This window comes from Pantoea jilinensis (assembly GCF_019104105.1).
GTDB lineage: Bacteria > Pseudomonadota > Gammaproteobacteria > Enterobacterales > Enterobacteriaceae > Pantoea > Pantoea eucalypti.
Genome location: NZ_CP077746.1, coordinates 362,089 through 387,243 on the forward strand (window position 1 = coordinate 362,089; position 25,155 = coordinate 387,243).

General features: G+C 57.0%; 22 protein-coding genes. 10 read left to right on the top strand and 12 right to left on the bottom strand.

Translation table 11 applies throughout. The features are described 5' to 3' along the window. The first annotated feature begins 10 nt into the window (after window positions 1–10). The 3 genes from glgA to KTJ90_RS01665 all read left to right on the top strand — a co-directional run bounded on the left by glgA (window position 11) and on the right by KTJ90_RS01665 (window position 5,062). Window positions 11–1,444 (top strand): glycogen synthase, encoded by a 1,434-nt coding sequence (gene glgA / locus KTJ90_RS01655; RefSeq protein ID WP_499025890.1) that lies wholly within the window; start codon window positions 11–13, stop codon window positions 1,442–1,444. Window positions 1,445–1,463: 19 nt separating this feature from the next. Next, a complete protein-coding gene (gene glgP, locus KTJ90_RS01660) occupies window positions 1,464–3,911 on the top strand; it encodes a glycogen phosphorylase (protein WP_008926283.1) in 2,448 nt (815 codons plus the stop codon). A 215-nt stretch (window positions 3,912–4,126) separates the two neighbouring features. Next, the gene (locus tag KTJ90_RS01665; protein ID WP_499025891.1) at window positions 4,127–5,062 is read left to right on the top strand and encodes a LysR family transcriptional regulator; all 936 of its coding nucleotides are present in this window, start codon (window positions 4,127–4,129) and stop codon (window positions 5,060–5,062) included. On the opposite strand, the gene mdcH is transcribed toward KTJ90_RS01665, so the two are convergent. The 9 genes from mdcH to glpD all read right to left on the bottom strand — a co-directional run bounded on the left by mdcH (window position 5,043) and on the right by glpD (window position 13,970). Further along, window positions 5,043–5,945, bottom strand: a complete 903-nt coding sequence (gene mdcH, locus KTJ90_RS01670) for a malonate decarboxylase subunit epsilon (RefSeq protein WP_078805130.1) — start codon at window positions 5,943–5,945, stop codon at window positions 5,043–5,045. The genes KTJ90_RS01665 and mdcH overlap by 20 nt on opposite strands. Beyond that, on the bottom strand, window positions 5,942–6,559 hold the full coding sequence (locus tag KTJ90_RS01675) for a malonate decarboxylase holo-ACP synthase (protein ID WP_140916359.1): 618 nt from the start codon (window positions 6,557–6,559) through the stop codon (window positions 5,942–5,944). Before KTJ90_RS01675 ends, mdcH begins: the two co-directional genes overlap by 4 nt. Window position 6,560: 1 nt before the next feature. Beyond that, the gene (locus tag KTJ90_RS01680) at window positions 6,561–7,520 is read right to left on the bottom strand and encodes an AEC family transporter (RefSeq protein ID WP_008926279.1); all 960 of its coding nucleotides are present in this window, start codon (window positions 7,518–7,520) and stop codon (window positions 6,561–6,563) included. Window positions 7,521–7,655: 135 nt separating this feature from the next. Beyond that, on the bottom strand, window positions 7,656–8,456 hold the full coding sequence (gene mdcE / locus KTJ90_RS01685) for a Clp protease/crotonase-like domain-containing protein (RefSeq protein ID WP_499025892.1): 801 nt from the start codon (window positions 8,454–8,456) through the stop codon (window positions 7,656–7,658). Then, complete coding sequence (locus KTJ90_RS01690; protein ID WP_078805134.1) at window positions 8,456–9,289, bottom strand: biotin-independent malonate decarboxylase subunit beta; 834 nt, start codon at window positions 9,287–9,289, stop codon at window positions 8,456–8,458. Before KTJ90_RS01690 ends, mdcE begins: the two co-directional genes overlap by 1 nt. Beyond that, window positions 9,282–9,581, bottom strand: a complete 300-nt coding sequence (gene mdcC / locus KTJ90_RS01695; protein WP_499025893.1) for a malonate decarboxylase acyl carrier protein — start codon at window positions 9,579–9,581, stop codon at window positions 9,282–9,284. Before mdcC ends, KTJ90_RS01690 begins: the two co-directional genes overlap by 8 nt. A gap of 8 nt (window positions 9,582–9,589) precedes the next feature. Beyond that, window positions 9,590–10,450, bottom strand: coding sequence for a triphosphoribosyl-dephospho-CoA synthase (locus KTJ90_RS01700; protein WP_039660832.1), 861 nt, complete (start codon window positions 10,448–10,450; stop codon window positions 9,590–9,592). Further along, window positions 10,450–12,105, bottom strand: a complete 1,656-nt coding sequence (mdcA, locus tag KTJ90_RS01705; RefSeq protein WP_003853034.1) for a malonate decarboxylase subunit alpha — start codon at window positions 12,103–12,105, stop codon at window positions 10,450–10,452. The genes KTJ90_RS01700 and mdcA overlap by 1 nt, the downstream gene beginning before the upstream one ends. Before the next feature lie 359 nt (window positions 12,106–12,464). After that, complete coding sequence (glpD, locus tag KTJ90_RS01710) at window positions 12,465–13,970, bottom strand: glycerol-3-phosphate dehydrogenase (RefSeq protein ID WP_003853033.1); 1,506 nt, start codon at window positions 13,968–13,970, stop codon at window positions 12,465–12,467. Between the two features lie 227 nt (window positions 13,971–14,197). Between glpD and glpE the strand changes: the two genes are divergently transcribed. From glpE to malQ, 5 genes are all read left to right on the top strand, one after another. Further along, on the top strand, window positions 14,198–14,524 hold the full coding sequence (glpE, locus tag KTJ90_RS01715; RefSeq protein WP_039660831.1) for a thiosulfate sulfurtransferase GlpE: 327 nt from the start codon (window positions 14,198–14,200) through the stop codon (window positions 14,522–14,524). Between the two features lie 29 nt (window positions 14,525–14,553). Then, window positions 14,554–15,375, top strand: coding sequence for a rhomboid family intramembrane serine protease GlpG (glpG, locus tag KTJ90_RS01720; protein WP_033743324.1), 822 nt, complete (start codon window positions 14,554–14,556; stop codon window positions 15,373–15,375). Between the two features lie 30 nt (window positions 15,376–15,405). Continuing rightward, a complete protein-coding gene (locus KTJ90_RS01725) occupies window positions 15,406–16,164 on the top strand; it encodes a DeoR/GlpR family transcriptional regulator (RefSeq protein ID WP_003853028.1) in 759 nt (252 codons plus the stop codon). 160 nt (window positions 16,165–16,324) lie between these two features. Next, window positions 16,325–18,730: a maltodextrin phosphorylase gene (malP, locus tag KTJ90_RS01730; RefSeq protein ID WP_499025894.1), complete on the top strand. Its 2,406-nt coding sequence runs from the start codon at window positions 16,325–16,327 to the stop codon at window positions 18,728–18,730. Window positions 18,731–18,739: 9 nt separating this feature from the next. Continuing rightward, window positions 18,740–20,821 (top strand): 4-alpha-glucanotransferase, encoded by a 2,082-nt coding sequence (gene malQ / locus KTJ90_RS01735; protein ID WP_499025895.1) that lies wholly within the window; start codon window positions 18,740–18,742, stop codon window positions 20,819–20,821. A 35-nt stretch (window positions 20,822–20,856) separates the two neighbouring features. Here malQ and nfuA read toward each other — a convergent pair whose 3' ends face one another. Together nfuA and gntX are read right to left on the bottom strand one after the other, a co-directional pair. Then, the gene (gene nfuA, locus KTJ90_RS01740; RefSeq protein ID WP_003853024.1) at window positions 20,857–21,432 is read right to left on the bottom strand and encodes a Fe-S biogenesis protein NfuA; all 576 of its coding nucleotides are present in this window, start codon (window positions 21,430–21,432) and stop codon (window positions 20,857–20,859) included. A 58-nt stretch (window positions 21,433–21,490) separates the two neighbouring features. Then, window positions 21,491–22,171, bottom strand: a complete 681-nt coding sequence (gene gntX, locus KTJ90_RS01745) for a DNA utilization protein GntX (RefSeq protein ID WP_003853023.1) — start codon at window positions 22,169–22,171, stop codon at window positions 21,491–21,493. A 34-nt stretch (window positions 22,172–22,205) separates the two neighbouring features. Here gntX and bioH point away from each other — a divergent pair, with 34 nt between their 5' ends. Both bioH and KTJ90_RS01755 read left to right on the top strand, forming a co-directional pair. Next, window positions 22,206–22,982 (top strand): pimeloyl-ACP methyl ester esterase BioH, encoded by a 777-nt coding sequence (gene bioH / locus KTJ90_RS01750; RefSeq protein ID WP_003853021.1) that lies wholly within the window; start codon window positions 22,206–22,208, stop codon window positions 22,980–22,982. Between the two features lie 171 nt (window positions 22,983–23,153). Then, window positions 23,154–23,423 (top strand): YdgH/BhsA/McbA-like domain containing protein, encoded by a 270-nt coding sequence (locus tag KTJ90_RS01755; RefSeq protein WP_003853019.1) that lies wholly within the window; start codon window positions 23,154–23,156, stop codon window positions 23,421–23,423. Here the strand turns inward: KTJ90_RS01755 and KTJ90_RS01760 are convergent, their stop codons facing one another. Beyond that, window positions 23,424–25,109 carry an alpha-amylase family glycosyl hydrolase gene (locus tag KTJ90_RS01760; protein WP_499025896.1) on the bottom strand — a complete coding sequence of 562 codons (1,686 nt, stop codon included), beginning with the start codon at window positions 25,107–25,109 and terminating at the stop codon, window positions 23,424–23,426. It abuts the gene before it with no gap. Between the last annotated feature and the right edge of the window lie 46 nt (window positions 25,110–25,155).

The window sequence follows — 25,155 nt, forward strand, 5'->3', positions numbered from 1 at the left end:
GAGGTCGAGGATGCAGGTTTTACATGTCTGTTCAGAACTTTTCCCGCTGCTGAAAACGGGCGGACTGGCTGATGTAGTCGGGGCATTACCTCAGGCGCAAATTGCGGGCGGTACGGATACGCGGGTGCTGTTGCCTGCTTTTCCCGCATTGCGCAAAGGCATACCTGATCTCCATGTAGTGACGGAGCGAGAGACATTTGCTGGTCATATACGTCTGTTATTTGGTGAATTTAACGGTGTGGGCATCTACTTAATTGATGCGCCCGGCCTCTACGATCGTCCTGGTAGTCCTTATCATGATGAGTCGCAGTTTGCGTATGTCGACAACTATCTGCGCTTTGCGCTGCTGGGCTGGGTTGGCTGCGAACTGGCGTGTGGCATGGATTCCATGTGGCGTCCCGATATCGTGCACGCGCACGACTGGCATGCAGGCCTGACCTGCGCCTATCTGGAAGCACGAGGACGTCCGGCTAAGTCGGTGTTCACGGTGCACAACCTGGCGTATCAGGGCCTGTTCATGGCGCATCATATGGATGAGATTGGCCTGCCATGGTCATTCTTTAACATGCATGGGCTGGAGTTCTTCGGTCAGATCTCTTTCCTGAAAGCGGGCCTTTTTTACGCCGACCATATCACGGCGGTCAGTCCGACTTACGCCCATGAAATTACCTCTGCTGAATATGCTTACGGCATGGAAACCCTGCTGGCGCAGCGGATGCGGGAAGGTCGTCTTAGCGGGATTCTTAATGGCGTTGATCCCTCTATCTGGGATCCGGCGCACGACCTGCTGCTGAGCGCACGCTATAACCGCGACACGCTGGAAGCAAAAGCAGAAAATAAACGTCAGCTGCAGGTTGCGATGGGCCTGAAAGTGGATGATAAAGCGCCGGTGTTCTGCGTGATCAGCCGCCTGACTAAACAGAAAGGTCTGGACCTGGTTTTAGAGGCGCTGCCTGGCTTGCTGGCGCAGGGCGGACAGCTGGTGCTGCTGGGTCAGGGCGATGCCGAACTGCAACAGGGATTCCTGGCGGCGGCGGCAGAACATCCCGGAAGTGTAGGCGTGCAGATTGGCTATCACGAAGCATTTTCACACCGCATTGTGGGTGGCGCGGACGTCATTGTGGTGCCGAGTCGCTTTGAGCCCTGCGGTCTGACACAACTTTATGGCCTGAAGTATGGTACGTTGCCGTTAGTGCGACGTACGGGTGGACTGGCCGATACCGTTAATGATAGCTCGTTAGAGAATCTGGCCGACGGTATCGCCAGTGGATTCAGTTTCGAAGATGCCAATGCCTGGTCGCTGTTACGGGCCATCCGACGTGCGTTCGTATTGTGGTCCCGTCCTTCGTTATGGCGCTATGTTCAGCGCCAGGCGATGGCAATGGACTTTAGCTGGCAGGTGGCAGCAACAGCCTACCGTGATCTCTACCAACGTTTGATGTAACGGATTGGGAAAACTGGATATGAATGCACCTTTCACTTACGCCTCACCAACGTTGACGGTTGATGCCTTAAAGCATTCGATTGCCTACAAACTGATGTTTACCATCGGCAAAGATCCCTCTATTGCCAACAAGCACGAGTGGCTCAACGCCTCGCTGCTGGCGGTGCGCGACCGGATGGTGGAGCGCTGGCTGCGTTCCAGCCGTGCCCAGCTCTCTCAGGATGTCCGCCAGGTTTATTACCTGTCGATGGAGTTCCTGATGGGCCGCACGCTGGGGAATGCGCTGCTGGCGATGGGGATTTATGACGATCTCAACCAGGCGCTGGATGAGATGGGGCTGGATCTGGCCGAGCTGATGGAAGAGGAGAACGATCCGGGACTGGGCAACGGCGGTCTCGGTCGCCTGGCGGCCTGTTTCCTCGATTCGCTGGCGACGCTGGGCATGCCGGGCCGTGGCTACGGCATCCGCTATGACTACGGCATGTTCAAACAGAACATCGTGGAAGGTGAGCAGAAAGAGTCTCCGGATTACTGGCTTGAGTATGGTAATCCGTGGGAATTCCAGCGTTTCAATACCCGTTACAAAGTGCGTTTCGGCGGTCGCGTGCAGCATGAAGGCACGAAAGTGCGCTGGCTGGAGACCGAAGAGATTCTGGCGATGGCTTATGACCAGATCATCCCGGGCTTCGACACCGACGCCACCAACACCTTACGACTGTGGGGTGCGCAGGCCAGCAACGAAATCAACCTCGGTAAGTTTAACCAGGGTGATTATTTCGCGGCAGTGGAAGATAAAAACCACTCTGAGAACGTGTCGCGCGTGCTCTATCCGGATGACTCTACCTATTCCGGCCGTGAACTGCGTCTGCGTCAGGAATATTTCCTGGTCTCCGCGACGGTGCAGGACATCCTGAATCGTCACTGGCGGATGCATCAGACCTGGGACAACCTGGCGGACAAAATCGCCATTCACCTCAACGATACCCATCCGGTATTGGCGATCCCTGAACTGATGCGCCTGCTGATTGACGACCATAAGTTCAGCTGGGACAGCGCCTTTGATGTCTGCTGTCAGGTCTTCTCCTATACCAACCATACGCTGATGACCGAAGCGCTGGAGACCTGGCCGGTTGATATGATCGGTAAGATCCTGCCGCGTCACCTCAGCATTATTTTCGAGATTAACGACTTCTTCCTCAAGACCATTCAGGATCACTACCCGGATGATTTGGATCTGCTGTCGCGCATTTCGATCATTGATGAGAACGACGGCCGCCGGATTCGCATGGGCTGGCTGGCGGTTGTGGTCAGTCACAAAGTGAACGGCGTGTCTGAGCTGCACTCCAATCTGATGGTGCAGTCTCTGTTTGCCGATTTCTCGCGCCTGTTCCCAGGGCGTTTCTGTAACAAAACCAACGGCGTGACGCCACGTCGCTGGCTGGCGCTGGCCAACCCGGCGCTGTCAGAGGTGCTGGATGAGGAGATTGGTCGTAACTGGCGCACCGATCTCAGTCAGCTGAGCGAACTGAAAGCGCAGATCGACTATCCGGCGTTTATTGAAAAAGTGGCAGTCGCGAAGCATCAGAATAAACGACGCCTGGCTGACTGGGTCGCGAAGAATCTGGACGTGGTGCTCGACCCGAATGCGCTATTCGATGTGCAGATCAAGCGTATTCACGAGTACAAACGCCAACTGCTCAATGTGCTGCATGTGATCACCCGCTATAACCGAATCAAGGCCGATCCGCAGGCGAACTGGGTGCCGCGCGTGAATATCTTTGCCGGTAAAGCGGCATCAGCGTATTACGTTGCCAAGCACATTATTCACCTGATCAACGATGTCGCGAATGTGATCAACAATGATCCGCAGGTGAAGAACAAGCTTAAGGTTGTTTTCATCCCGAACTACAGCGTGAGTCTGGCGCAGATCATCATTCCGGCGGCCGATCTTTCTGAACAGATCTCCACCGCAGGCACTGAAGCCTCCGGCACCAGTAACATGAAGTTTGCGCTGAATGGCGCGCTGACTATCGGTACGCTGGATGGGGCTAACGTTGAGATGCTGGATCACGTTGGTGAAGAGAACATCTTTATCTTCGGGAATACCACGCCACAGGTCGAAGCGCTGCGTAAGAACGGCTATAACCCGCGTGACTATTACGAAGGCGATGAGGAACTGCACCAGGTGCTGACCCAGATTGCTTCAGGTCTGTTTAGTCCGCAGGATCCGGGCCGCTACCGCAATCTGTTCGATTCACTGGTTAACTTCGGCGATCACTATCAGTTACTGGCGGATTATCGCAGCTACGTAGATACCCAGGATAAGGTGGATGCGCTCTACCGTAAGCCGGATGAGTGGCAGCGCCGCGCGGCGAAAAACATCGCCGGAATGGGCTACTTCTCGTCGGACCGTACTATTCAGGAGTACGCTGATGAGATCTGGAATATCTCGCCGGTAAGGTTGTAAGGCTCCTGCAGTAAATTTTGTTTTCTCTGCGGCCGAGGGATCGGCCGCACTCTTCCTCTTTCTGCTTCTCTCCCACGCCACACACCTCTAAAAAATTCAGCCGCTTATCGACTCCGGGCCTGTAAATGCCCGTTGTGCGAGCGTGATCATTACACCCTGGTGAAGAATCGTTACTATGCGGACATGCAAAACGACCCTACAGGCAACCGCAGCCAATGAGTGACAACATTAACCAGGAAATTACCTTCCGTAAGCTCAGCGTCTTCATGATGTTTATGAGCAAAGGCAATATCGCCCGCACGGCGGAAGCGCTGGAGCTGAGCAGCGTCAGCGTGCATCGCGCCCTGCACACGCTGGAAGAGGGCATCGACTGCCCGCTGTTTATTCATAAAGGCCGCAACCTGGTGCCGCTGCCGGCTGCCTGGACGCTGCTGGACTATTGTCGCGACGTGACCACACTGATGGGCAAAGGCATTGAAGAGGCGCGCAAAGTGGCGGGTATCGGCGGGGGTCGCCTGCGGCTTGGCACACTCTACTCGCTGACGCTTGAAACCATTCCCCGCCTGATCATGGGCATGAAGCTGCGTCGTCCAGCACTGGAGCTTGACCTGACTATGGGGTCGAATCAGATGCTGCTCAATATGCTGGAAGATGACGCGCTGGATGCGATTCTGATCGCCACCGATGAGGGCGAACTCAGTGATGCGCAATTTGAAGTGATTCCGCTGTTCACAGACAGCATCTTTCTGTCCATGCCGGCTGAAGAATCGCAGAGCGAAACCGGACCGGTGGATCTGCGTGATTATGCTGACCGTGATTTTGTCTCACTGGCAGAGGGATTCGCCACTTATGCCGGTTCACAGGAGGCATTTCAGATTGCCGGATTTGAACCGCGCATGGTTACTCAGGTAAATGACATCTTCTCGATGATAAGCCTGGTGCAGGCGGGCGTGGGTCTGGCGCTGATTCCGGGACGGATGAAGAAGGTGTATGAAAATAACATCCAGCTGCTGAGGCTGGCTGAGCCTTACCAGATGCGTCAGCAGATCTCGATTGTCTACTCACATCACCGCGAACGTGACAATGACCTGCTGGCCCTGGCGGCAGAAGGGCGAATGTACGCCCGCAGCCTTACTGATGTAACCGTTTAACGAGATGCAGTGCTACCTCCACGCTATTGCGCTCCAGACAAATCGCTTCGCCCTGCCAGTTCGCCTGACGCGTCAGACCGGTCAGCACACTGCCAGGCGGCATCTCAATGGCCAGTCGGGCATCACGCTGATTCGCTGCAACCATCGCATCATTCCACTGCACCGTGCGCGCCATATTAAAGGCAAGATCGTCGGCAATTTTCTCCGGCTCCCAAATCACCCGCGCGGTTGAGCCGCTGAGGTAGGCACAATCGGGGCGGGAGAGGGTGACGGACGCAAAGGCGCGAGCCAGTTCGGCGGCGGGTTTATCCAGCAGCGCGCAGTGCGACGGCACGCTCACCGCGAGCTTAATCGCTTTACTGGCTCCCGCATCCAGCGCCCTCTGCGCGACCACTGCCATATCCTCGTCGCGGCCAGCAATCACAATCTGCGTTTCCGCATTGAGGTTCGCGATGTAGGTGTTGCTGCCGGGTAGCAGTTTCTCCAGCTGGCTCAGCGTTAAGCCAGTGATCGCGGTCAGGCCATATCCCTGCGGATACGCCTGCTCCATCAGATCGCCGCGCAGCGCAACCAGCCGCAGAGCGTCGCTGAAATCCAGCGCGCCGGAAATCACCGCCGCAGGAAACGCGCCAATCGATAAACCGCTGACGATATCGGGTTTCACCCCACGGCGGATCAGTTCGCGCGCCCAGGCAACACCTGAAATCAGCAGACAGAGCTGCACGGCGCGGGTGTGGCGCAGTGCATCGGCACTGTCGAGCCGGTCAGCTTCTTCGCCCAGCACCGCACGCACGCGGCTTTTCAGCGCATCGCCCTCAGGCAGATGTTGCAGCATCCCGGCACGCTGGGTGCCCTGGCCGGGGAAGGTAAAGAGTATTTTCATGGATTCTCCCTGCTCCAGGGTGAAGCGGTCAGTATCGGTCCGGTGTCGGTTTTTAACAGCACGCGCTCCTCGCGTAGCCACTCGTTCAGGGCAAAGGCGCCAGACGGCGTTTCCACCTGCGTATCCACCCGGCAGCTCAGCGCGTCGGTTGCTGTCTGCCAGCGTTGCAGCGCATCGCGTGGCAGTGGCTGCGGGGCGCGGATGATGACATCCAGATCGCTGGTGGCGTGCAACACAGGGCATTGCGTTGCCAGCGCATAACCGGTGCTGCCGGTAATGCCCCAGCGCCACGGCCAGGCGGTCTCGCTGAGCGAAATCGCCGCGCTGACAGGCGCATAAGCCGTAAAGGGCGAATCCAGCAGCCGTGTGCGTTCAGCCAGCCATTCTGGCGTCACCACGCGGATAATAGTGTCTGACGTGATCCAGCCAGCGGCGCGTTGCTCACGTCGCTCACCGCGCACGCCAATCGGGATCAAACCGGATTCATGGCGATCGCGCCGCACCACCACCGGCATGTCGGGATGCCAGAACGGGCTGACCCAGCTCTCCTGAATCGTGGCTAAAGCACTGCTGTGTCGCAGCCAGAGCAAATCGTGGGGACGCGGCGCACGCATATTACATTCCTGATGTCAGCGTAATGAACAACGGTAAAGATAAAATACACAGAATTGAGCTTAGCAGCAGCACGGCCTCAGCATCGGGTGACTGCACGCCAAAGCGGTTGCCGAACACCACGCCAAAGAAACCGGCTGACAGCGCTATCATCAGAATAGCGGTGATTGCCACTGACCCGTGAAGTCCCAGCGCAAGCACCAGACCCCAGGCGATAAAGGGCTGAATCAGCAGTTTGGCAACCGTCCCGACGCCGACGATGGCGTTGAGTTTCAGCTGACGTGCGGAGAGGATCACGCCGGTCAGGAACAGCGCGGCGGCGGTGGCTGCCAGCCCCAGCGGCTTAATCGCTGAGATGACCAGCTCCGGCATTCTGAAGCCCAGCGCCGACAACACCACACCCAGCAGCGGGCCAAGAACGATCGGCTTTTTGAGCGAGCGCCACATCAGCACCGGCAGCATGGTCACTGTCGAACCCACATTCTCACCGGCAATGCGCGCTTTTTCCCGTTCCAGAATCAGCAGGCAGAAGGGTGTCATCAGCACCGAGCCGCAGGCAATTGAAACCGCAACAGAAAGTGAAGTTGCTGAACCTTCTCCCAGTACGCTGCCCAGAATCGGCAGCCCCAGCGCGGCGTAATTGGGCAGGGCGACAGTCAGCGTTAATACCGCAGCATCCTGAGGCGACTTTTTAAACAGGCGGGTCGCCAGGAAATAGAGCGCCACATAGGTTATCCACATCGCCCCGGTTAAGACGACAATCAATGGCGACTGCGCCACGATACCCGACCAGGGTGTCTGAACGGTGGCACTGAACAGCGCAGCGGGCAGCGCAAAATCCATCACGAAAATATTGAGCAGGGAGACATCTCTGTTATTGACCATTCCGGCCTTACCGGCCCAGAAACCTAACAGCATAATGATAAAAATTGGAGCAAGGGCATGAACAATTATGTAAATCATAAATCACCTGTAATTAAGAGAAAAATTCTTTAAAAACAGCGATGTTTATAATTCTGAACACGGCCACTGCTCCGGGGCGCACGTCGCGATGCGCCCCGTCAGACCGGTTTCGGCAGGTTGGTTTTTTTTATATAATTACCAGGTCGCGCGCATACGCTCGCGAACCAGGGAGGAGCTTTGACGATTAGAGGCGCCAAGGCGGTTTTTCAGGGTAGGATCCTGACGCGCGTCATTGATCGCCTTCTGTAATGCAATCTCAACCATCGCCACATCGGCGTCAGACGGCGTATCAGGATTGGCAACGTTCAGCAGATCAGAGAGCAGACCCAGCGTGGCGAAGTTATTCACGTCATATGCCATTGGGGGAATGGTGGCGGCCAGTTTCTCCAGCGCCTCTACCGAACGCAGTGTGATGCGCGCCGCTGACGCTTTGCCCATGGCATGGACCAGCACGCCCTGATCGTTGAGCGCAATCAGGCGGTTGGCCTGATATCCGTGTGCCAGGAACGCACCGGACATTGCTTTACCCACAATCAGACCAATCACCGGATGACCATCAAGGCGCGCATTCGCATAGGCGCCTGCTGCACCTGCCAGCGCCTGGTGAATGCCAAACGCCTCTTCGCGGCGACCGTAGGCCTGACTGGGGACGTCGATCACCGCCACAATCGGACGTTTCACAGCGCTGTTTTTGTCAGCTTCCCGCGTTTCATTCACCACTTTCGCCAGCGTCCAGCCTTCCAGCAGACCCACTTCACCCTGCGCGGCGCGCGGATAGTGGTTTTGGGCATCGGGCACGACGGCGATAAAGCGGACATCTTCGCCATTAAGCTGGCCGTCAGCCACCTGAACAGAGGCGCACAGACCGCTCAGGCGCTGTGCATCAGGTGCAAGTTTTTCCAGCCAGGTTGCACCACGGCTGCTTGTCTGCGTCATTATTTCTCCTCCCGGGCGAAAAGCTGTTTAATCTGCGCGGTGTCCGCCTGCTGGCGGGTATCGAACTGCGTCAGACGTGACAGGAAGTCGTCATACTTATCACTGCGGTTCTGCGCCGGAACGCCCCTGGCAATAAAATCATGCATCGCGGTTTTCACGGCATTGATACCGTCATTCACCAGCGCATCGACCAGGCCACTGGCGTAGCGGATTTCGCCGCCGGTCATGCTCCAGATAAACGGACGATCGCGAGAGTCGTACTCTTCAATTCCCGCTTCCTGCTCAATCACCTGTGGGCCGTTCAGGCCCAGACGGGCTTCACGGGTCACAATCAGGTAGCTGCAGAGCGCGGCGGCGATAGACATCCCACCGAAGCAGCCAACGGTGCCGCTGACGATGCCGATCACCGGGGTGTAGCGGCGCAGGTCGACAATCGCCGCATGAATATCGGCAATCGCTGCCAGCCCCAGGTTCGCTTCCTGTAACCTCACGCCACCGGTCTCAAGGCAGAGCACCGCCTGTGTCGGGATGCCATTGCGATTGTCTTCTGCCGCCAGCTCCAGCGCCGCCGCCATTTTCGCCCCGGAGACTTCGCCCATGCTGCCGCCCTGGAAGGTGCCTTCGATGGCGATCACCACCGCAGACTGACCGTTCAGCGTGCCGCGTGCCACGACCATGCCATCATCGGACTGGGGCACCACGCCCTGCGGAGCCAGCCAGGGCGACATGATGCCCTCAAAAGGATCCAGCAGTTCGCGGTAGCTGCCCGCATCCAGCAGCGCATGCGCACGTTCGCGGGCCCGTAATTCAATAAAACTGGCATCGTTACGCATGACTCACCTCCTCAAAAACCTGTTCAATACGAATACGCGCCACGCCGGGTGTCGCACCGAAATCGTGGATAATCATCTCTCCGGCGGGCAGGCCGTTGATTAAGTTCAGGCGGTCAAACAGCGCTTTCCAGCGGGCGTCGCTGTTATCCAGTGAGGTGGTGATATTGACGTTCAGTGTCTGGCCTTCAGTTGCGGTGTACAGCACTTCCATATCACCGGAACCAACGACCCCGGCCATCGCTCTGCCACTGAGCAGGCGGTTAGCAGGTAGAGATAATGTGATGTGTTCCATAATGGCCTCTAAAAATAAGAATGTTCAGGCGAACAGACCCGATCGATAAACAGCGTTGCGGCCAGCAAATCGGCGGCTCCGCCCGGCGAGGCGTTGAGCGCCAGCATCCGGCGGTCAAGCTGCTGAAGCGCCCTCTGACCCGCCGCTGTACGGCAGCCGCCTGCCAGCAGCACGGCGCGTGCGCCCTGTTGCATGGCGTCGAGTCCGGTCATGCCTGCACGTGACAGCACGCAGGTATCGCTGAGTGAAGTCATGATTGCCATCAGCGCATCCAGCCGGGCTTCGCTCTCACTGGCACCAACCGCACGGCTGATCAGCAACTGCGGCAGCGCCAGCTTCATCACGTGAGGAAATGCCTGTTGCGCCTCTTCGCGTGCGCCGGGTACCTGATAGCGGTGCGTCGCTTTTAACCCTTTGCTGAACACTCTGGGGGCGTGGCTGTCGGGCAGGCTCGCCAGCGCGGCAGCGGTGCGGGCCAGCGTGTCAGCCGTGGCTGTGCCACCCTGCATGGCAGCGGCACTGACCAGCAATCCCAGCGCCCAGATCGCGCCCCGATGGGTGTTCACGCCGCCGGTTGCTGCCATCATCTGCTGTTCGCCATCGCGGCCGAGCCGACCGACTGTTTCGCGCAGGGCGATGTCGGCGGGACGAAGCCAGCTGTGACGGGCCAGCGCCAGAAAGGTGGGCATCAGGCTGTGGGCAGAACGCTCCATCAGCGCCAGCGTCAGATCCCGATGTGCGCCGTTTCCCCGACTGTCTACCAGACCCGGCTTGGGGCTCAGGCGTGCTTCATCAATCAGGCAATCGCGCGCAATCGTCGCCAGATGACTGGCCTGCGCCTCGGCATGAGTCTGTGACAGGAGTTTCATTACCAGCTCCGGAATTTAGCAGGCGGGTTGTACAGGCCATCTGACCATTCAACCAGGTCAGCGACGCTGCCAGCGGCAAGCAGTGAACGGGTGGCATCGGAGCGACGAATACCCATATCCTCCGGGTAAACTACTTTGCCGCTTTTACGCAGGGCAGCGACGCGTGCTGCATCCACACCCAGACCGATATCGGTAATTCCGGCGACTGCGGCGACCATGGCGCGACGTTCCTCAAGGCTTTCTGCCCGATAGAGATAGGCGATACCTTCCTCGGTCAGCACGTGCGTCACGTCATCGCCGTAGATCATCACCGGCGCCAGTGGCATACCGGAGGATTTCGCCACCTCAACCGCATCAAGGGTTTCAACGAAGGTTGGTTTTGCACCGGCCTGGAAGGTCTCGACCATCTGCACCACCAGTTTTTTACCGCGCTGCATCGGGTCTGGCTCGGTGATCATATTCAGCCAGGCGGGTGTTGCGTGGCGGCGGCCATGGGGATCGTGACCCATGTTTGGCGCGCCACCGAAGCCGGAAAGACGACCACGGGTGACGGTAGAGGAGTTGGCCAGGCCATCAACCTGCAGGGTGGCACCGATAAACATATCGACCGCGTACTGACCTGCCAGCTGACAGAACGCACGGTTAGAGCGCATTGAACCGTCGCTGCCGGTAAAGAAGATGTCGGGACGGGCGCGGATATACTCTTCCATCCCCAGCTCGCCGCCGAAACAGTGCACGCTCTCCACCCAGCCGCTCTCGATGGCCGGGATCAGCGTCGGATGCGGGTTCAGCGCCCAGTGCTTACAGATTTTGCCTTTCAGACCAAGCTGTTCGCCGTAGGTGGGCAGCAGCAGTTCGATCGCGGCGGTGTTAAAACCGATACCGTGGTTAAGCGACTGCACCTGATGCTCGGCGTAGATGCCTTTAATCGCCATCATCGCCATCAGGATATGCTCCTGCTTAATCAGGCGCGGATCGCGGGTAAACAGCGGTTCGATAAAGAACGGTTTATCTGCCACCACGATGTAGTCAATCCAGGAGCCAGGAATATCGACGCGCGGCAGGTCGGTTTCGTCATCGACCAGTTCGTTGACCTGGGCTATCACGATACCGTCACGAAATGCGGCGGCTTCCACCAGCGCCGGGGTATCTTCGGTACTCGGGCCGGTATAAAGGTTGCCTTTGCGGTCGGCTTTATAGCCGGCAATCAGCGCCACATTCGGACTGAGGTCAACGTAGAGACGGGAATAGAGTTCGATATAGGTGTGAATCGCGCCGATTTCCAGCTGACCATCCTGCAACAGCTGAGACATGCGCAGGCTCTGCGGACCGGAGAAGGAGAAGTCGAGTTTGCGGGCAATGCCTTTTTCAAAAATATCGAGATGTTCGCTGCGGCCGACGCTGGGCATAATCATATGCAGGTCGTGAATTTTCGCCGGATTCACCGCCGCCAGGGTGCGGGATAAAAAGTCAGCCTGCTTCTGGTTATTCCCTTCCAGTACCACGCGGTCGCCTGGTGCGATTAACTGTTCAAATGCTTCAACGGCTCTTTCAGCAGGAATAACTTTGCCATCAAGGGGAAAGGAGGCCAGACGACGCGCTTTTTCACTGCGGCGTGTGTTCCACTCCCGGGCAGGCGTTTGGCCTGTGTTCATTTCAACCTCCGGATTTGAATCGCTTTGTTGACGTTTATGCTGAGGGAAGTCTGAGCTTTCTTAAAACGGTGTTCAATTAAGCAAAAAAACGGAACGTTAGATTTAAAGTAACAATGGCGAAAAGGAGGATACGCAGTCAGGATGCGTTGAGTTTACGCGGGGAAGCATGAAGAAAAGGTTGCAGTGGGTAATTGCCAGGGTCTGCATTTATTGTGAACAAAAACAGTCAGACCGGTTTGCTCGCTGACAGGCGTTTCTCCTGATGAGGTGTGAGGATGCGGCTGGCCTGAATATTAACCGAATAAGCAGCCAATAAAAAAAGCAGGCCGAAGCCTGCTTTCTGTTGTTGTATAGCTCGCTTATGACGCCAGCGACAGTGCCGGTTTGGCTTTCGCCGCCAGCCACTCTGCCACACGGGCCTGCTGCTCTTTGGTCAGCCACATACCCTGTTTGGTACGACGCCAGATAGCATCGTCAAGCTCACGTACCCATTCATGCTGCACCAGGTAGCGTAACTCCGCCTCATAGAAGTCGTGACCGAAGTTCTCACCCAGATCGTCCAGACTTTTCGCACCCGCCAGCAGGGTTTCAGTGCTGCTGCCGTAAGTGCGTGAGAAGTGGCGCGCCATGTTTTCAGTGATGAACGGATAACGACGACGCAGGCTGACCGCGTAATCATCGCTGGTGCCGTTGATATTACCGCCCGGCAACACGCAGTTTTTGGTCCAGGCTGGGCCGGCTTTCGGATAGTACTTCGCCAGTTTCTCCAGCGCATGTTCTGCCAGCTTGCGATAAGTGGTCAGCTTGCCACCAAACACGGAAAGCAGCGGTGCCTGACCGTTATCATCGCGCACATCCAGCGTGTAATCGCGAGTGATCGCCTGCGGCGAATCAGATTCGTCATCACACAGCGGACGGACACCTGAGTAAGACCAGACGATATCGTCGGCGGTCAGCTGCTTTTTAAAGTGTCCGTTGAACACTTTCAGCAGGTACTCGGTCTCGCTGTCATCGATATGGACGCTTTTCGGATCGCCTTTGTATTCCACATCGGTGGTGCCGATGATTGAGAACTCATCCATCCAGGGAATGACAAACACGATGCGGTTATCTTCGTTCTGCAGGATATAAGCCTGTTTCTCGGTATGGACGCGCGGCACCACAATATGGCTGCCTTTAATCAGGCGGATACCGTAAGGCGATTTCAGCTTCAGGCTGTCGTCGAACAGCTGTTTGACCCACGGGCCTGCCGCGTTGACCAGACCTTTCGCCTGCCAGGTAAAGGTTTTGCCGGTATCAACATCTTCGGCTTCGACCATCCACAGGCCACCTTCACGCCAGGCGCGGGTGACACGAGTACGGGTACGCACTTCGCCACCATGCTTAACCACTTCCTGCGCATTCAGAACGACCATGCGGGCATCATCTACCCAGCAGTCGGAGTATTCGAATCCGCGCGTGATTTCTGGCTTCAGGGCCGAATCCGCGCCAAATCGCAAACTTTTGCTGCCTGGCAGGCTGGTACGCTTGCCAAGATGGTCATACATGAACAGGCCGGTACGAATCATCCACGCCGGACGCAGATGCGGACGGTGCGGCAAGCGGAAGCGCATCGGAAACGCCAGGTGCGGCGCCATTTTCAGCAGGACTTCGCGCTCGGCCAGTGCTTCACTGACCAGGCGGAATTCGTAGTGTTCAAGGTAGCGCAAGCCGCCATGAATCAGTTTTGAGCTGGCTGAAGAGGTCGCGCAAGCCAAATCCCGCGCCTCCAGCATTAACACCGACAGTCCGCGTCCTGCAGCGTCTGCTGCAATGCCGGCACCGTTGATGCCGCCGCCGATCACGATCAGGTCTTTGGTTTCCACGTCATCTCCTCCGATGTTCGGAATAGTTCTCTTATGTTCGTTTTCGAGCATAATCATAATCGCAAACCAACATTTACGCCAGTCTTTAACCCGGTAAAAACATTTTTGCGTGATATAGCTAACATTCTGCCCACCAAAAAAACAGATAGCCGTAACGATTGTCAGGTTATCGGCGCGGATTATCGGGTTACACTACGCGCTATTGTGATGCTGTTATGAGAGATCCCATGGAAACGTTTGAATGTATTGATGTGCAGCAGGCGCAGGCGCGTCTGGCGCAGGGTGCGCTGCTGGTGGATATCCGTGATCCGCAAAGTTATGTCCTTGGCCATGCGGCGGGCGCGCTGCATCTGACCAACGCCAACCTCAGCGAGTTTGTCAGTGGCGCGGATCAAAGCCTGCCCGTGCTGGTGATGTGCTATCACGGTAATAGCAGCAAAAGTGCGGCGCAGTATCTTCTGGGACAGGGCTTCAGCGCGGCGTACAGCATTGATGGCGGCTTTGATGCCTGGCGTGCCGCCTTCCCTCAGCAGGTTGCCTCTGGCAGTGAATAGCTTGCTGCTCGTCACATGGAGAGTTAATGATGCGCATTACCCAATTTAATCAGCCGCGCATGGCGCAGGCGTTTGTTGACTACATGGCGACGCAGGGCATCACGTTGCGTATTGAGCATGAAAATCACTACGTCATCATGCTGGATGATGAGAGCAAGATTGCAGTGGTCGAAAACGAACTTCAGCAGTTTCTGCATGACCCTAACCATCCGCGCTATCAGGCCGCCAGCTGGCACAGCGGCAAGACTGACAGCGGTTTGCGCTATGAGCGCAGCAATATCTGGGCGAACATCCGCGAGCGTGCCGGTCCGCTGACCATGACCCTGATGGTGCTCTGCATCGCGGTCTTTATTCTGATGCAGGTCATGGGCGATCAGGCCGTGATGGCGTGGCTCTCCTGGCCGGATGCCGACCAGCATCTTCAGGTCTGGCGCTGGTTCAGTCATGCGCTGCTGCACTTTTCACTGCTGCACATCCTGTTTAATCTGATGTGGTGGTGGTATCTCGGCGGCGCGGTTGAAAAGCGTCTGGGCAGCGGCAAACTGTTTGTAATTATGCTGATTTCGGCGCTGCTCAGCGGCTGGCTGCAGGCGAAGTTCAGTGGCATCTGGTTTGGTGGTCTGTCGGGCGTGGTCTATGCCCTGATGGGTTACTGCTGGCTACGCGGTGAGCGCGATCCCGACAGCGGCGTCTATCTTGAACGGGGATTGATCGGTTTTGCGGTGGTCTGGCTGGTGATTGGCTGGTTCGGCGTCTTTGGTCTGGCGATTGCCAACGCGGCGCACGTTGCTGGTCTGGTGGTCGGGCTGGCGATGGCGCTGGTCGATACGCGTAACGTCACGCGTCGATAGACAGGTTTAGCGGGTTAACAGGAGAGGAACGTGAAGCAGACGCAACGTCATGACGCGATTATCGATTTAGTCCGTCGTCAGGGATATGTCAGTACTGAGGAGCTGGTAGATCATTTTGAGGTCAGCCCGCAGACCATTCGTCGCGACCTCAACGATTTGGCCGATCAAAACAAAATTCAGCGCCACCACGGCGGCGCGGCGCTTCCTTCCAGCTCTGAGAATACCGCCTGGCACGATCGCAAAATGATGTGGTCAGCGGAAAAAGCGCGGATTGCGCAGCGTGTTGCCAGCCAGATCCCGGATGGCGCTACGCTGTTTATTGATATTGGCACCACGCCGGAAGCGGTGGCGCATGCGCTGCTCAACCACAGCAATTTACGTGTGGTGACCAATAACCTTAACGTCGCGATGCTGTTAATGGGCAAACCCGATTTCCGGGTGATTATCGCGGGCGGTGAAGTGCGCACCCGCGATGGCGCCGTGATGGGGGAAGCGACGCTCGACTTTATTTCTCAGTTCCGGCTCGATTACGGCATCCTGGGGATCAGCGGCATCGACATGGATGGGTCGCTGCTGGAGTTCGACTATCACGAAGTCCGCACCAAACGCGCGATTATAGAAAATTCACGCTGCGCGATGCTGGTGGTGGATCACTCGAAATTTGGCCGGAATGCCATGGTTAACCTTGGCAACATGAGTCTGCTGGATTATCTCTACACCGATAAAATGCCGCCAGCCAGCGTCATGAAAGTGATTGAGCAGCATGAGGTTCACCTCGAACTCTGCTGATTCCTGCGACGCCAGCCACCCGGCTGGCGTTTTTCTTTGATTGTTGTCGCTTTTTCCCCCACTCACGTCTTAACTTAACGGTTGCTGGCACCCGGTTGCCAGCCCGTGCGCTTTCTATTTTTGTTTTGCTTCACCTCATTGCGTAACAGAAGGGAGTGATATGCCGCAGCAAAAATTTAATAAAGCCCGTTTTACCGCTGCCCTGACCCGACAGTGGCAACAGTTGAGTCTCCATTCCGCCCAACAGATGACCTCGCACCAGGCGTGGCAGGCGGTCAGTGCGGCACTGGCAGAACTGCTCGATACCCAGCCGGCACCGCGTCCGGCTAAGCAGCAGCGTCACGTAAATTACCTGTCGATGGAGTTTCTCATTGGTCGTCTGACCGGCAACAATCTGCTGAATCTCGGCTGGTATGACGAGGTCAAAGCGGCGCTGGCTGAGCAGCAACTTGATTTAATCGAATTGCTGGAGCAGGAGATCGACCCGGCACTCGGCAACGGCGGGCTGGGGCGACTCGCCGCCTGCTATATGGATTCGATGGCAACGGTGGGGCAGTCCGCCACCGGCCATGGGCTGAATTATCAGTATGGCCTGTTCCGCCAGTCTTTTGAGGAGGGTAAGCAGATTGAAGCGCCCGATGACTGGCAGCGTGAACGCTATCCGTGGTTTCGTCACAATGCGGCGCTGGATGTGGACGTTGCGATGGGCGGCCGGGTGGAAAAACGTGAGGATGGCGGTGTACGCTGGCTTCCCGATTTTACGCTGCGTGGTGAGGCCTGGGATTTGCCGGTGACCGGCTACCGCAACGGCGTGACACTGCCGCTGCGCCTGTGGCAGGCCGTGAGTGCGCACCCGTTTGACCTGACGGCCTTTAACGACGGCAATTTCCTTCAGGCGGAGCAGCCTGGTATTGAGGCGGCAAAACTCACCAAAGTGCTCTATCCCAATGACAACCATCAGGCCGGCAAGCGGCTGCGTTTGATGCAGCAATATTTTCAGTGTGCCTGCGCCGTAGCCGACATCCTGCGCCGTCACCATCTGGCGGGCCGCAGCATTCACAGTCTGCCGGACTTCGAGGTGATCCAGCTCAACGATACCCATCCAACCATCGCCATCCCCGAGATGCTGCGTGTGCTGCTGGATGAACATCAGCTAAGCTGGGATGAGGCGTGGCATATCACCAGCCGTTTGTTCGCTTACACCAACCACACGCTGATGCCCGAGGCGCTGGAGCGCTGGGATGAGAAGCTGATGCGCAGCCTGCTGCCGCGCCATATGCTGATTATCAAAGAGATTAATCAGCGGCTGAAAAAGCAGGTGAAACAGCACTGGCCGGATGACAAAGCGATGTGGCACAAGCTGGCGGTGGTGGCGGACGGACAGGTGCGCATGGCCAATCTCTGCGTGGTAAGTGGCTTTGCGGTCAACGGCGTGGCGGCACTGCACTCCCGTCTGGTGGTCAGCGATCTCTTCCCGGAATATCACCAGCTCTGGCCGCAAAAATTCCACAACGTCACCAACGGCATTACGCCGCGTCGCTGGCTGAAGCAGTGTAATCCGGCGCTGGCGGCACTGATTGATGAGACGCTGAAAACGGAGTGGGCCAATAACCTTGATGCGTTAACCGGTCTGGAGCCGTATGCCGACGATCAGGCGTTTCGTCAGCGCTATCGCAGCATCAAACAGCAGAACAAAGCGCAGCTCACAGAGTATATCGCCCGCCATACCGGCATCATCGTGAACCCGGCGGCGCTGTTCGATGTGCAGATCAAACGTCTGCATGAGTACAAGCGCCAGCACCTCAGCCTGCTGCATATCCTCTACTGCTATCAGAAGCTCCTGAACAACCCGGAAGATGTCACCTTCACGCCGCGGGTGTTCCTGTTCGGGGCCAAAGCCGCGCCGGGTTACTACCTGGCAAAAAATATTATCTACGCCATTAACAAGGTTGCGGAGGTGGTGAACAACGATCCGCGGGTGGGTGACAGGCTCAAAGTGGTGTTTATCCCGGACTACCGCATCACCGTGGCTGAACTGATGATCCCGGCGGCCGATCTCTCCGAGCAGATCTCTACAGCCGGTTATGAAGCCTCGGGCACTGGCAACATGAAGCTGGCGCTGAATGGCGCGCTGACTATTGGCACGCTGGATGGTGCCAATGTCGAGATTGCCGAACAGGTGGGTGAGGAGAATATCTTTATCTTCGGTCACACCGTGGATGAGGTAAAGGCGCTCAAAGCGAAAGGTTACAACCCGAAAAAGGTGCGTAAGCAGAACAAGCCGCTGGACGATTTACTGAAATCGCTGGAGAAAGGCAAATTCAGCGACGGGGATAAACATGCGTTTGACCTGATGCTGGAGAGCCTGACCAAAAATGGCGATCCCTGGCTGGTGCTGGCTGATTTTCAGGCCTATGTCGAGGCACAGCAACGGGTGGAAGCCCTGTGGCGTGACCCGGAAGGCTGGACCCGCGCCGCTATCCTCAATACGGCCCGAACCGGCATGTTCAGTTCGGACCGTTCCATTCGTGACTATCAGCAACGTATCTGGCAGGCACCGCGCTAAGGAGCAGCAATGAAGCAAAATGCACTCGATCAGGCCGCCCGTGCCGCGGGAATTTCACTGGATTACATCAACGTTAACGGCGAGAAAGCGGCGATCAGCGATGAGACCAAACGCGCGCTGCTGGCGGTAATGGACGATCCGCAGGATGCCAAAAAATCACCGCTGCCGCCGGTCGCGGTGTTCAGCGGCAGTGGCAAACGGCAATTGACGCCACAGGGCAGCGGCGTCTACAGCTGGCAGTTGCAGACCGAAAAGGGCAAGCAGTTTAGCGGCGAGTTAACCGCCGGAGAGCCTTTTTCGCTGCCGGGGCCGCTGACACAGGGTTATCACCAGCTCACGCTCACTAAAGGAAAGAAGCGCTGGCAGACGCGGATTATTGTCGCGCCGCGCCGCTGCTATCTGCCGCCAGCGCTGGAGGCGGGAGAGAAACGCTGGGGCGCGCTGGTGCAGCTCTACACGGTGCGATCTGAACAGAACTGGGGCATTGGCGACTTCGGCGACCTTGACCAGCTGCTGGTGCAACTGGCTGAGCGCGGCGGCGATTTTGTCGGGCTGAATCCGCTGCATGCGCTCTATCCCGCCAGCGCCGGTTTCGCCAGCCCGTACAGTCCGTCATCCCGCCGCTGGCTGAATGTGATTTATATCGACGTCAGTCAGGTCGCCGATTTTCAGCAAAGCGCGGCAGCACAGAAGTGGTGGAAAAGTGCCAAAACCCAAAAGGCGCTGACCAAAGCGCGAGAGGCAGAGTGGGTTGACTACGAGGCCGTGATAGCGCTTAAGCTCACTGCGCTGCGGCACGCCTGGGCCCACTTCCAGGCGCGTGATAACCAGAGCGAAGAGCATCAATCCTGGGCAGCTTTTGTACGTCAAGGCGGCGACAGCCTGCGTTATCAGGCGGCCTACGACGGTATCCAGCTGGAGCGGCAGGCGGACAAGACGCAGCAGGGCGGCTGGCCTGCGTGGCCGGAAGCGTGGCGTAACAGCCAGTTGCCCGAGGTGCAGCAGTGGTGTGAGCAGCATGAAGAGGAGATCGCGTTCTGGCAGTGGCTACAATGGCTGGCACAGCAGCAGTTCTCGGCCTGCTGGACGCACAGTCAGGCGCTGGGCATGAGTGTGGGGCTTTATCGTGATCTGGCGGTGGGCGTAGCAGAGGGCAGTGCGGAAACCTGGCACGACCCGGAGCTTTATCGCCTTAAAGCCTCAGTGGGCGCGCCACCCGATCGTCTGGGTCCGCTGGGACAAAACTGGGGCTTACCGCCGATGGACCCGCATGTGATGCAGGCGCGGGGCTATCAGCCGTTCATCGACATGCTGCGCGCCAACATGCGCGACTGCGGCGCATTGCGTATCGACCATGTGATGTCTCTACTGCGTCTGTGGTGGGTACCGGCCGGGGAGACAGCGGATAAAGGCGCCTATGTCGCCTATCCGGTCAATGACCTGCTGGGCATCCTGGCGCTGGAGAGCCATCGGCTGCGCTGCATGGTGATTGGTGAAGACCTGGGCACCGTGCCTCAGGAAATTATCAGCCTGCTGCGTAAAAGCGGTGTCTTTTCATGGAAGGTGCTCTGGTTTGAGCAGGAGAAAGATCAGCGTTATCGCGCGCCGCAGGACTATCCACGCCAGTCTATCGCCAGCGCCAGTACCCATGATCTGCCGACGCTGACCGGTTTCTGGGAGCAGGGCGACCTGGATCTGGGTGAGAAGCTGGGCCTTTATCCGGGCGATGCAGTGAAAGCGCTGCATCAGCAGCGTGCCGCGCAGAAACAGGCGCTGCTGGATGCGCTGCATCAGGCGGGTGCCTTACCGGCCCGCAGTCAGAAGAAGGCGGAGAAGCTGAACATGACACCTGCGCTGAACCGGGCCATCCATCGCTTCCTGGCGGATACCGACAGTGCGCTGCTTGGACTGCAGCCTGAGGACTGGCTCGGTATGACCACGCCGGTCAACGTGCCGGGCACGGTAGATCAGTACCCTAACTGGCGACGCAAGCTGAGCAAAACGCTGGAGGCAATCTTTGCGGACAAGGAGGTGAATACGCTGCTGAAGGTGGTCAGTGAGCAGCGTCAGTCAGGACAGAAAGGGCAATAAAAATAGCGCGGCAGTCAGGCTGCCGCGCTTTATCATCAGTAGAACGAGTGTTCACCACGCTGATGCTCGGTAATATCCCGCACGCCTTTCAGTTCCGGGAAGGCAGCCAGCAGCTCTTTCTCGATACCATCTTTCAGGGTCACATCGATCATCGAACAGCCGTTACAGCCGCCGCCGAACTGCAGAATGGCGTAACCATCTTCGGTGATCTCCATCAGCGATACGCGACCGCCGTGGCCAGCGAGCTGTGGGTTGATCTGCGCCTGCAGCAGGTACTCAACGCGCTCAACCATTGGCGCATCATCAGAGACTTTGCGCATCTTGGCATTCGGCGCTTTCAGCGTCAGCTGAGAACCCAGATTATCAGTCACGAAGTCGATTTCCGCATCTTCCAGATAAGGTTTGCTCAGTTCATCAACATACGCTGAGAGCTTCTCGAACTTCAGTTCAGTATCGGTGGCTTCAACAGCATCGGGCGGACAGTAAGAGACGCCACACTCGGCTGTTGGCGTACCCGGGTTAATCACGAATACGCGAATCTGGGTGCCATCTTCTTGTTTGGATAGCAGTTTAGAAAAATGTTCCTGGGCAGAGTCAGTAATTCGGATCATGTCGATTGCTCAATAGTTGACTAATTTAGTTGGTTATAATACGCCCATCAATGACGCGCTACAAGGTACGGCACAGACACCAGACCTGCACGCTGGCAGCACCCTGCGCCAGTAAAAGACGACTGATTTCATCTACGGTACTGCCGGTGGTAATGACGTCATCCAGCAAAGCGATATGGCGTCCCTGCACCGCCATTTCAAGGCGGAAAGCACCGCGTAAGTTAGTGCGGCGCTGGCGGGCGCTGAGCTGATGCTGTAATGCGCCTCTGCGCGTGCGGGAAAGCCCTTCACGCCATTCACATCCCAGCCAGTGCGCCAGCGGTGCGGCCAGCAGGACAGTCTGGTTGAAGCCGCGCTGCCAGCGTCGTCGCTGGTGCAGCGGAACCGGCAGCAGCAGATCAGGACGCGGCACATCACCGCGTCGGTAAACATTAAGCCAGCTTAGCAAAATCAGCCGCGCCAGCATCACCCTGAGTGCGGTTATGTGAGAAAATTTAAGCTGATTAACCCACTGGCTGAACGGCAGACAATAGTCATTAACGCAGACCAGCGCCTGCCAGGCGGGCGGTTTAAGCTGGCAGCGGCCACAGGCGACCTTTTCTGATCCTGCCGGTAACCCACAGCGTGGGCAGAGACGCGGTAATGGCGGTAATTTGCGTAAACATAAGCTGCAGATACCGTGCCGGGCTATCCGCAACGGCATCCGGCATAGCCAACACAGGGCGGGCATTGCTAGCATAGCGACCTCCTTATCATTTTCGGGATAGTAACTGATGACGTCGCTCTACTGGCACACCTGCGGAGAAGGAAAACGCGATCTTGTGCTGCTGCACGGATGGGGACTGAATGCCGAAGTCTGGCAAAGCATTATTCCGCGACTCAGCGCGCATTACCGTCTGCATCTGGTCGACCTGCCCGGTTATGGTCGCAGCCAGAACGTTGACGCGCTGACACTGGAGCAGATGGCTGAGCAGATAATGCCTTTCCTGCCACCGCAGGCCATTGTGGTGGGCTGGTCGCTGGGCGGACTGGTCGCGACGCAGCTTGCGCTGACCGCGCCAGAAAAGCTGGACGCCCTGATTACCGTTGCATCATCACCCTGTTTCACCGCCACAGAGCACTGGCCCGGCATTAAACCGGAAACGCTGCAGAACTTTCAGCAGATGCTCAGTAATGATTTTCAGCGCACGGTGGAGCGCTTTCTGGCGCTGCAGACGCTGGGCACCGAAACGGCGCGTGCCGATGCGCGACAGCTGAAAGAGGTGGTACTGTCACAACCCGTGCCGGAGGTGGCGGTGCTGGATGGCGGGCTCGACATTCTGCGTCAGGTCGACCTGCGCGACGCGTTACCGCAGATCACATTGCCGTTTTTGCGACTCTACGGGGCATTAGATGGTCTGGTGCCGCGTCGGATTGCTGCTGAGATCGATGAAATGTTGCCAGCCTCGCCCTCTGTGATTATCGAAAAAGCAGCACATGCACCTTTTATTTCTCATCCAGAGATGTTTTGTCAGCACATTATTAATTTTATCAGCAGTTTAGAGGGATAGTCGTGCTACGGGTTGGCAAAAATCGTTAACAGCATCAATACTTCTCTTTGTGAGCAAGGCCGCTGCAATTTTATGTGATTAGTCACGGAAATGACTATGCCGTTCCATACTGCCTTACGCGTTTAGCGGCTGCTTACATCTCACAATGGATCATGAATGAGGGTAAACATAATGAAGGTTTTTAAATGGGTTGTGGCTTCAATGATGATGGGCGCGATTTCATTTTCTGCGATGGCAGCGAAGGAAGTCACCAAAGAAGAAGTTAAGACAATGAACCTGCAGAAAATTGGCACCGTTAACACCACAGCGGAAACCACCTCGCCAATGGATGCTAAAAAAGTACTGTCTAAGCTCGCTGACGAAAAAGGCGGCAAATACTACCTGGTGATCGCCGGTCGCGAACACGGTAAATTCAGTGCAACGGCTGAAGTCTACAAGTAATTAACGCAGCCACATGAACTGCCAGGCATCCAGCTTAACCGGCTGGGTGCCATCAATCTTCTCTCCGCTCACCACATCCTGCAACGTATGCGCCACCGGCAATCGCGTTTCCACTGACCGGCCACTCAGATTAAACACGCATAGCAATCCGCCGCCGCTTTCTGGCTGATGACGGCTGAGCACCAGCAGGGCGTTTTCGCTGTCGTAGATCGTCATCGGATTATCGGGATGGAATGCGGGCTGACGACGACGCAGCTGGATCAACTGGCTGAGTCGGGTATAAATCTGCTGACGCAGCCAGTCACCACCCACCAGGGCCGCTTCAATCTGCTGTAAATCATACTTCTGACGGTTAATCGCCCGGTTATGTCCGGCGGCCCGCACGCCATCATAATGGTTACGACCGCCCAGAATGCTCTGGACATAGATGGCCGGCACGCCAGGAAAGACCAGCAGAATCGCATGGGCCAGCAGGAAGCGTTTCAGCCGCGTGGCATCATCATCCGCTTCACGGTTCAGCGCATCCAGAAACGTGACATTAATTTCATAGGTGCTGGTGCTACCGTCAGGGTTATTTTTATAGGAGACCAGCGCGCCCTCCAGCGCCAGGTCGCGCACCAGCGACACAATCTCCACTTCAGACAGGATGCCGCGCGCCGGATTCAGCCCGATACCATCGTGTGACGCCAGGAAGTTGAAGAAAGTGGTGTCATTACTACTGAGATCCAGTGAGCTGGCCCACTGCCGCAACGCGCGCGCCGAGCCGGTGTGAATGGCATGCAGCACCAGTGGCGGCAGCGAAAACTGATAAACCATCTGCGCTTCATCGTGCCCGTTGCCCAGGTAGCTGATGTTGTCCTGATGCGGCACGTTAGTCTCGGTAATAATCACCGTACCTGGCGCGACATGGTTGGCAATCGCGCGGAACAGCTTTACCAGTTGATGGGTCTTTTCCAGATGAATACAGCGCGTGCCTGGCGTTTTCCACATATAGCCGACCGCATCAAGGCGCACATAGTCGGCGCCACGGACCAGGTAGTCGAGCAACACGTTGACCATGCGCAACAATACCTCAGGATTGGCAAAGTTAAGATCAATCTGGTCGGCACTGAAGGTGGTCCAGATGAAGCGGGTATCACCATCCGCCATCTTAAACGGTGTCAGCAGCGGCGAGGTACGTGGGCGCGTCACGGCGCTGAGATCCGTGGCAGGTGGCATGCTGATAAAGAAATCGTCCCAGCCGGGATCCTGCGCCAGAAAGTGGCTGAACCAGGCGCTTTTTGCCGACATATGGTTGCAGACGAAGTCGAACATCAGGCGGGTTTCCTGATGCAAACGCGAAATATCCTGCCAGTCGCCGCACACCGGATCGACCTCGTGGTAATTAATCACCGAAAATCCGTCGTCGGACGACCAGGGGAAAAAAGGTAGCAGGTGAACCAACGGAAAGGTGGATTGCAGGTGCTGCTGATAGAAACGGGAAAAGGTGTTGAGCGTGGGTTTATCGGTTTCACGAAACTGGTCGGCGTAGGTGATGAGCACCACATCCTGCTCATCCCAGTGGGCCTTGCGCGGCAGCTTAATCGCCTCGCGGGCTGTGGCAATGTCAGCCTTAAGGCGCGCTAAGGTCGCCTCCGGAAATGTGCCAGCATAAATCTTATCAATCAGATCGGTGATCGTTTCCATCGTGAATTGGGTGCCACAGCAGGTGTTGTTTTTATGACAGGCTTCT

Coding starts and splice junctions, on each gene's coding strand:
- glgA (WP_499025890.1), top strand. CDS start 11: ATGCAGGTTTTACATGTCTGTTCAGAACTTTTCCCGCTGCTGAAAACG.
- glgP (WP_008926283.1), top strand. CDS start 1,464: ATGAATGCACCTTTCACTTACGCCTCACCAACGTTGACGGTTGATGCC.
- KTJ90_RS01665 (WP_499025891.1), top strand. CDS start 4,127: ATGAGTGACAACATTAACCAGGAAATTACCTTCCGTAAGCTCAGCGTC.
- mdcH (WP_078805130.1), bottom strand. CDS start 5,945: ATGAAAATACTCTTTACCTTCCCCGGCCAGGGCACCCAGCGTGCCGGG.
- KTJ90_RS01675 (WP_140916359.1), bottom strand. CDS start 6,559: ATGCGTGCGCCGCGTCCCCACGATTTGCTCTGGCTGCGACACAGCAGT.
- KTJ90_RS01680 (WP_008926279.1), bottom strand. CDS start 7,520: ATGATTTACATAATTGTTCATGCCCTTGCTCCAATTTTTATCATTATG.
- mdcE (WP_499025892.1), bottom strand. CDS start 8,456: ATGACGCAGACAAGCAGCCGTGGTGCAACCTGGCTGGAAAAACTTGCA.
- KTJ90_RS01690 (WP_078805134.1), bottom strand. CDS start 9,289: ATGCGTAACGATGCCAGTTTTATTGAATTACGGGCCCGCGAACGTGCG.
- mdcC (WP_499025893.1), bottom strand. CDS start 9,581: ATGGAACACATCACATTATCTCTACCTGCTAACCGCCTGCTCAGTGGC.
- KTJ90_RS01700 (WP_039660832.1), bottom strand. CDS start 10,450: ATGAAACTCCTGTCACAGACTCATGCCGAGGCGCAGGCCAGTCATCTG.
- mdcA (WP_003853034.1), bottom strand. CDS start 12,105: ATGAACACAGGCCAAACGCCTGCCCGGGAGTGGAACACACGCCGCAGT.
- glpE (WP_039660831.1), top strand. CDS start 14,198: ATGGAAACGTTTGAATGTATTGATGTGCAGCAGGCGCAGGCGCGTCTG.
- glpG (WP_033743324.1), top strand. CDS start 14,554: ATGCGCATTACCCAATTTAATCAGCCGCGCATGGCGCAGGCGTTTGTT.
- malP (WP_499025894.1), top strand. CDS start 16,325: ATGCCGCAGCAAAAATTTAATAAAGCCCGTTTTACCGCTGCCCTGACC.
- malQ (WP_499025895.1), top strand. CDS start 18,740: ATGAAGCAAAATGCACTCGATCAGGCCGCCCGTGCCGCGGGAATTTCA.
- nfuA (WP_003853024.1), bottom strand. CDS start 21,432: ATGATCCGAATTACTGACTCTGCCCAGGAACATTTTTCTAAACTGCTA.
- gntX (WP_003853023.1), bottom strand. CDS start 22,171: ATGCTAGCAATGCCCGCCCTGTGTTGGCTATGCCGGATGCCGTTGCGG.
- bioH (WP_003853021.1), top strand. CDS start 22,206: ATGACGTCGCTCTACTGGCACACCTGCGGAGAAGGAAAACGCGATCTT.
- KTJ90_RS01755 (WP_003853019.1), top strand. CDS start 23,154: ATGAAGGTTTTTAAATGGGTTGTGGCTTCAATGATGATGGGCGCGATT.
- KTJ90_RS01760 (WP_499025896.1), bottom strand. CDS start 25,109: ATGGAAACGATCACCGATCTGATTGATAAGATTTATGCTGGCACATTT.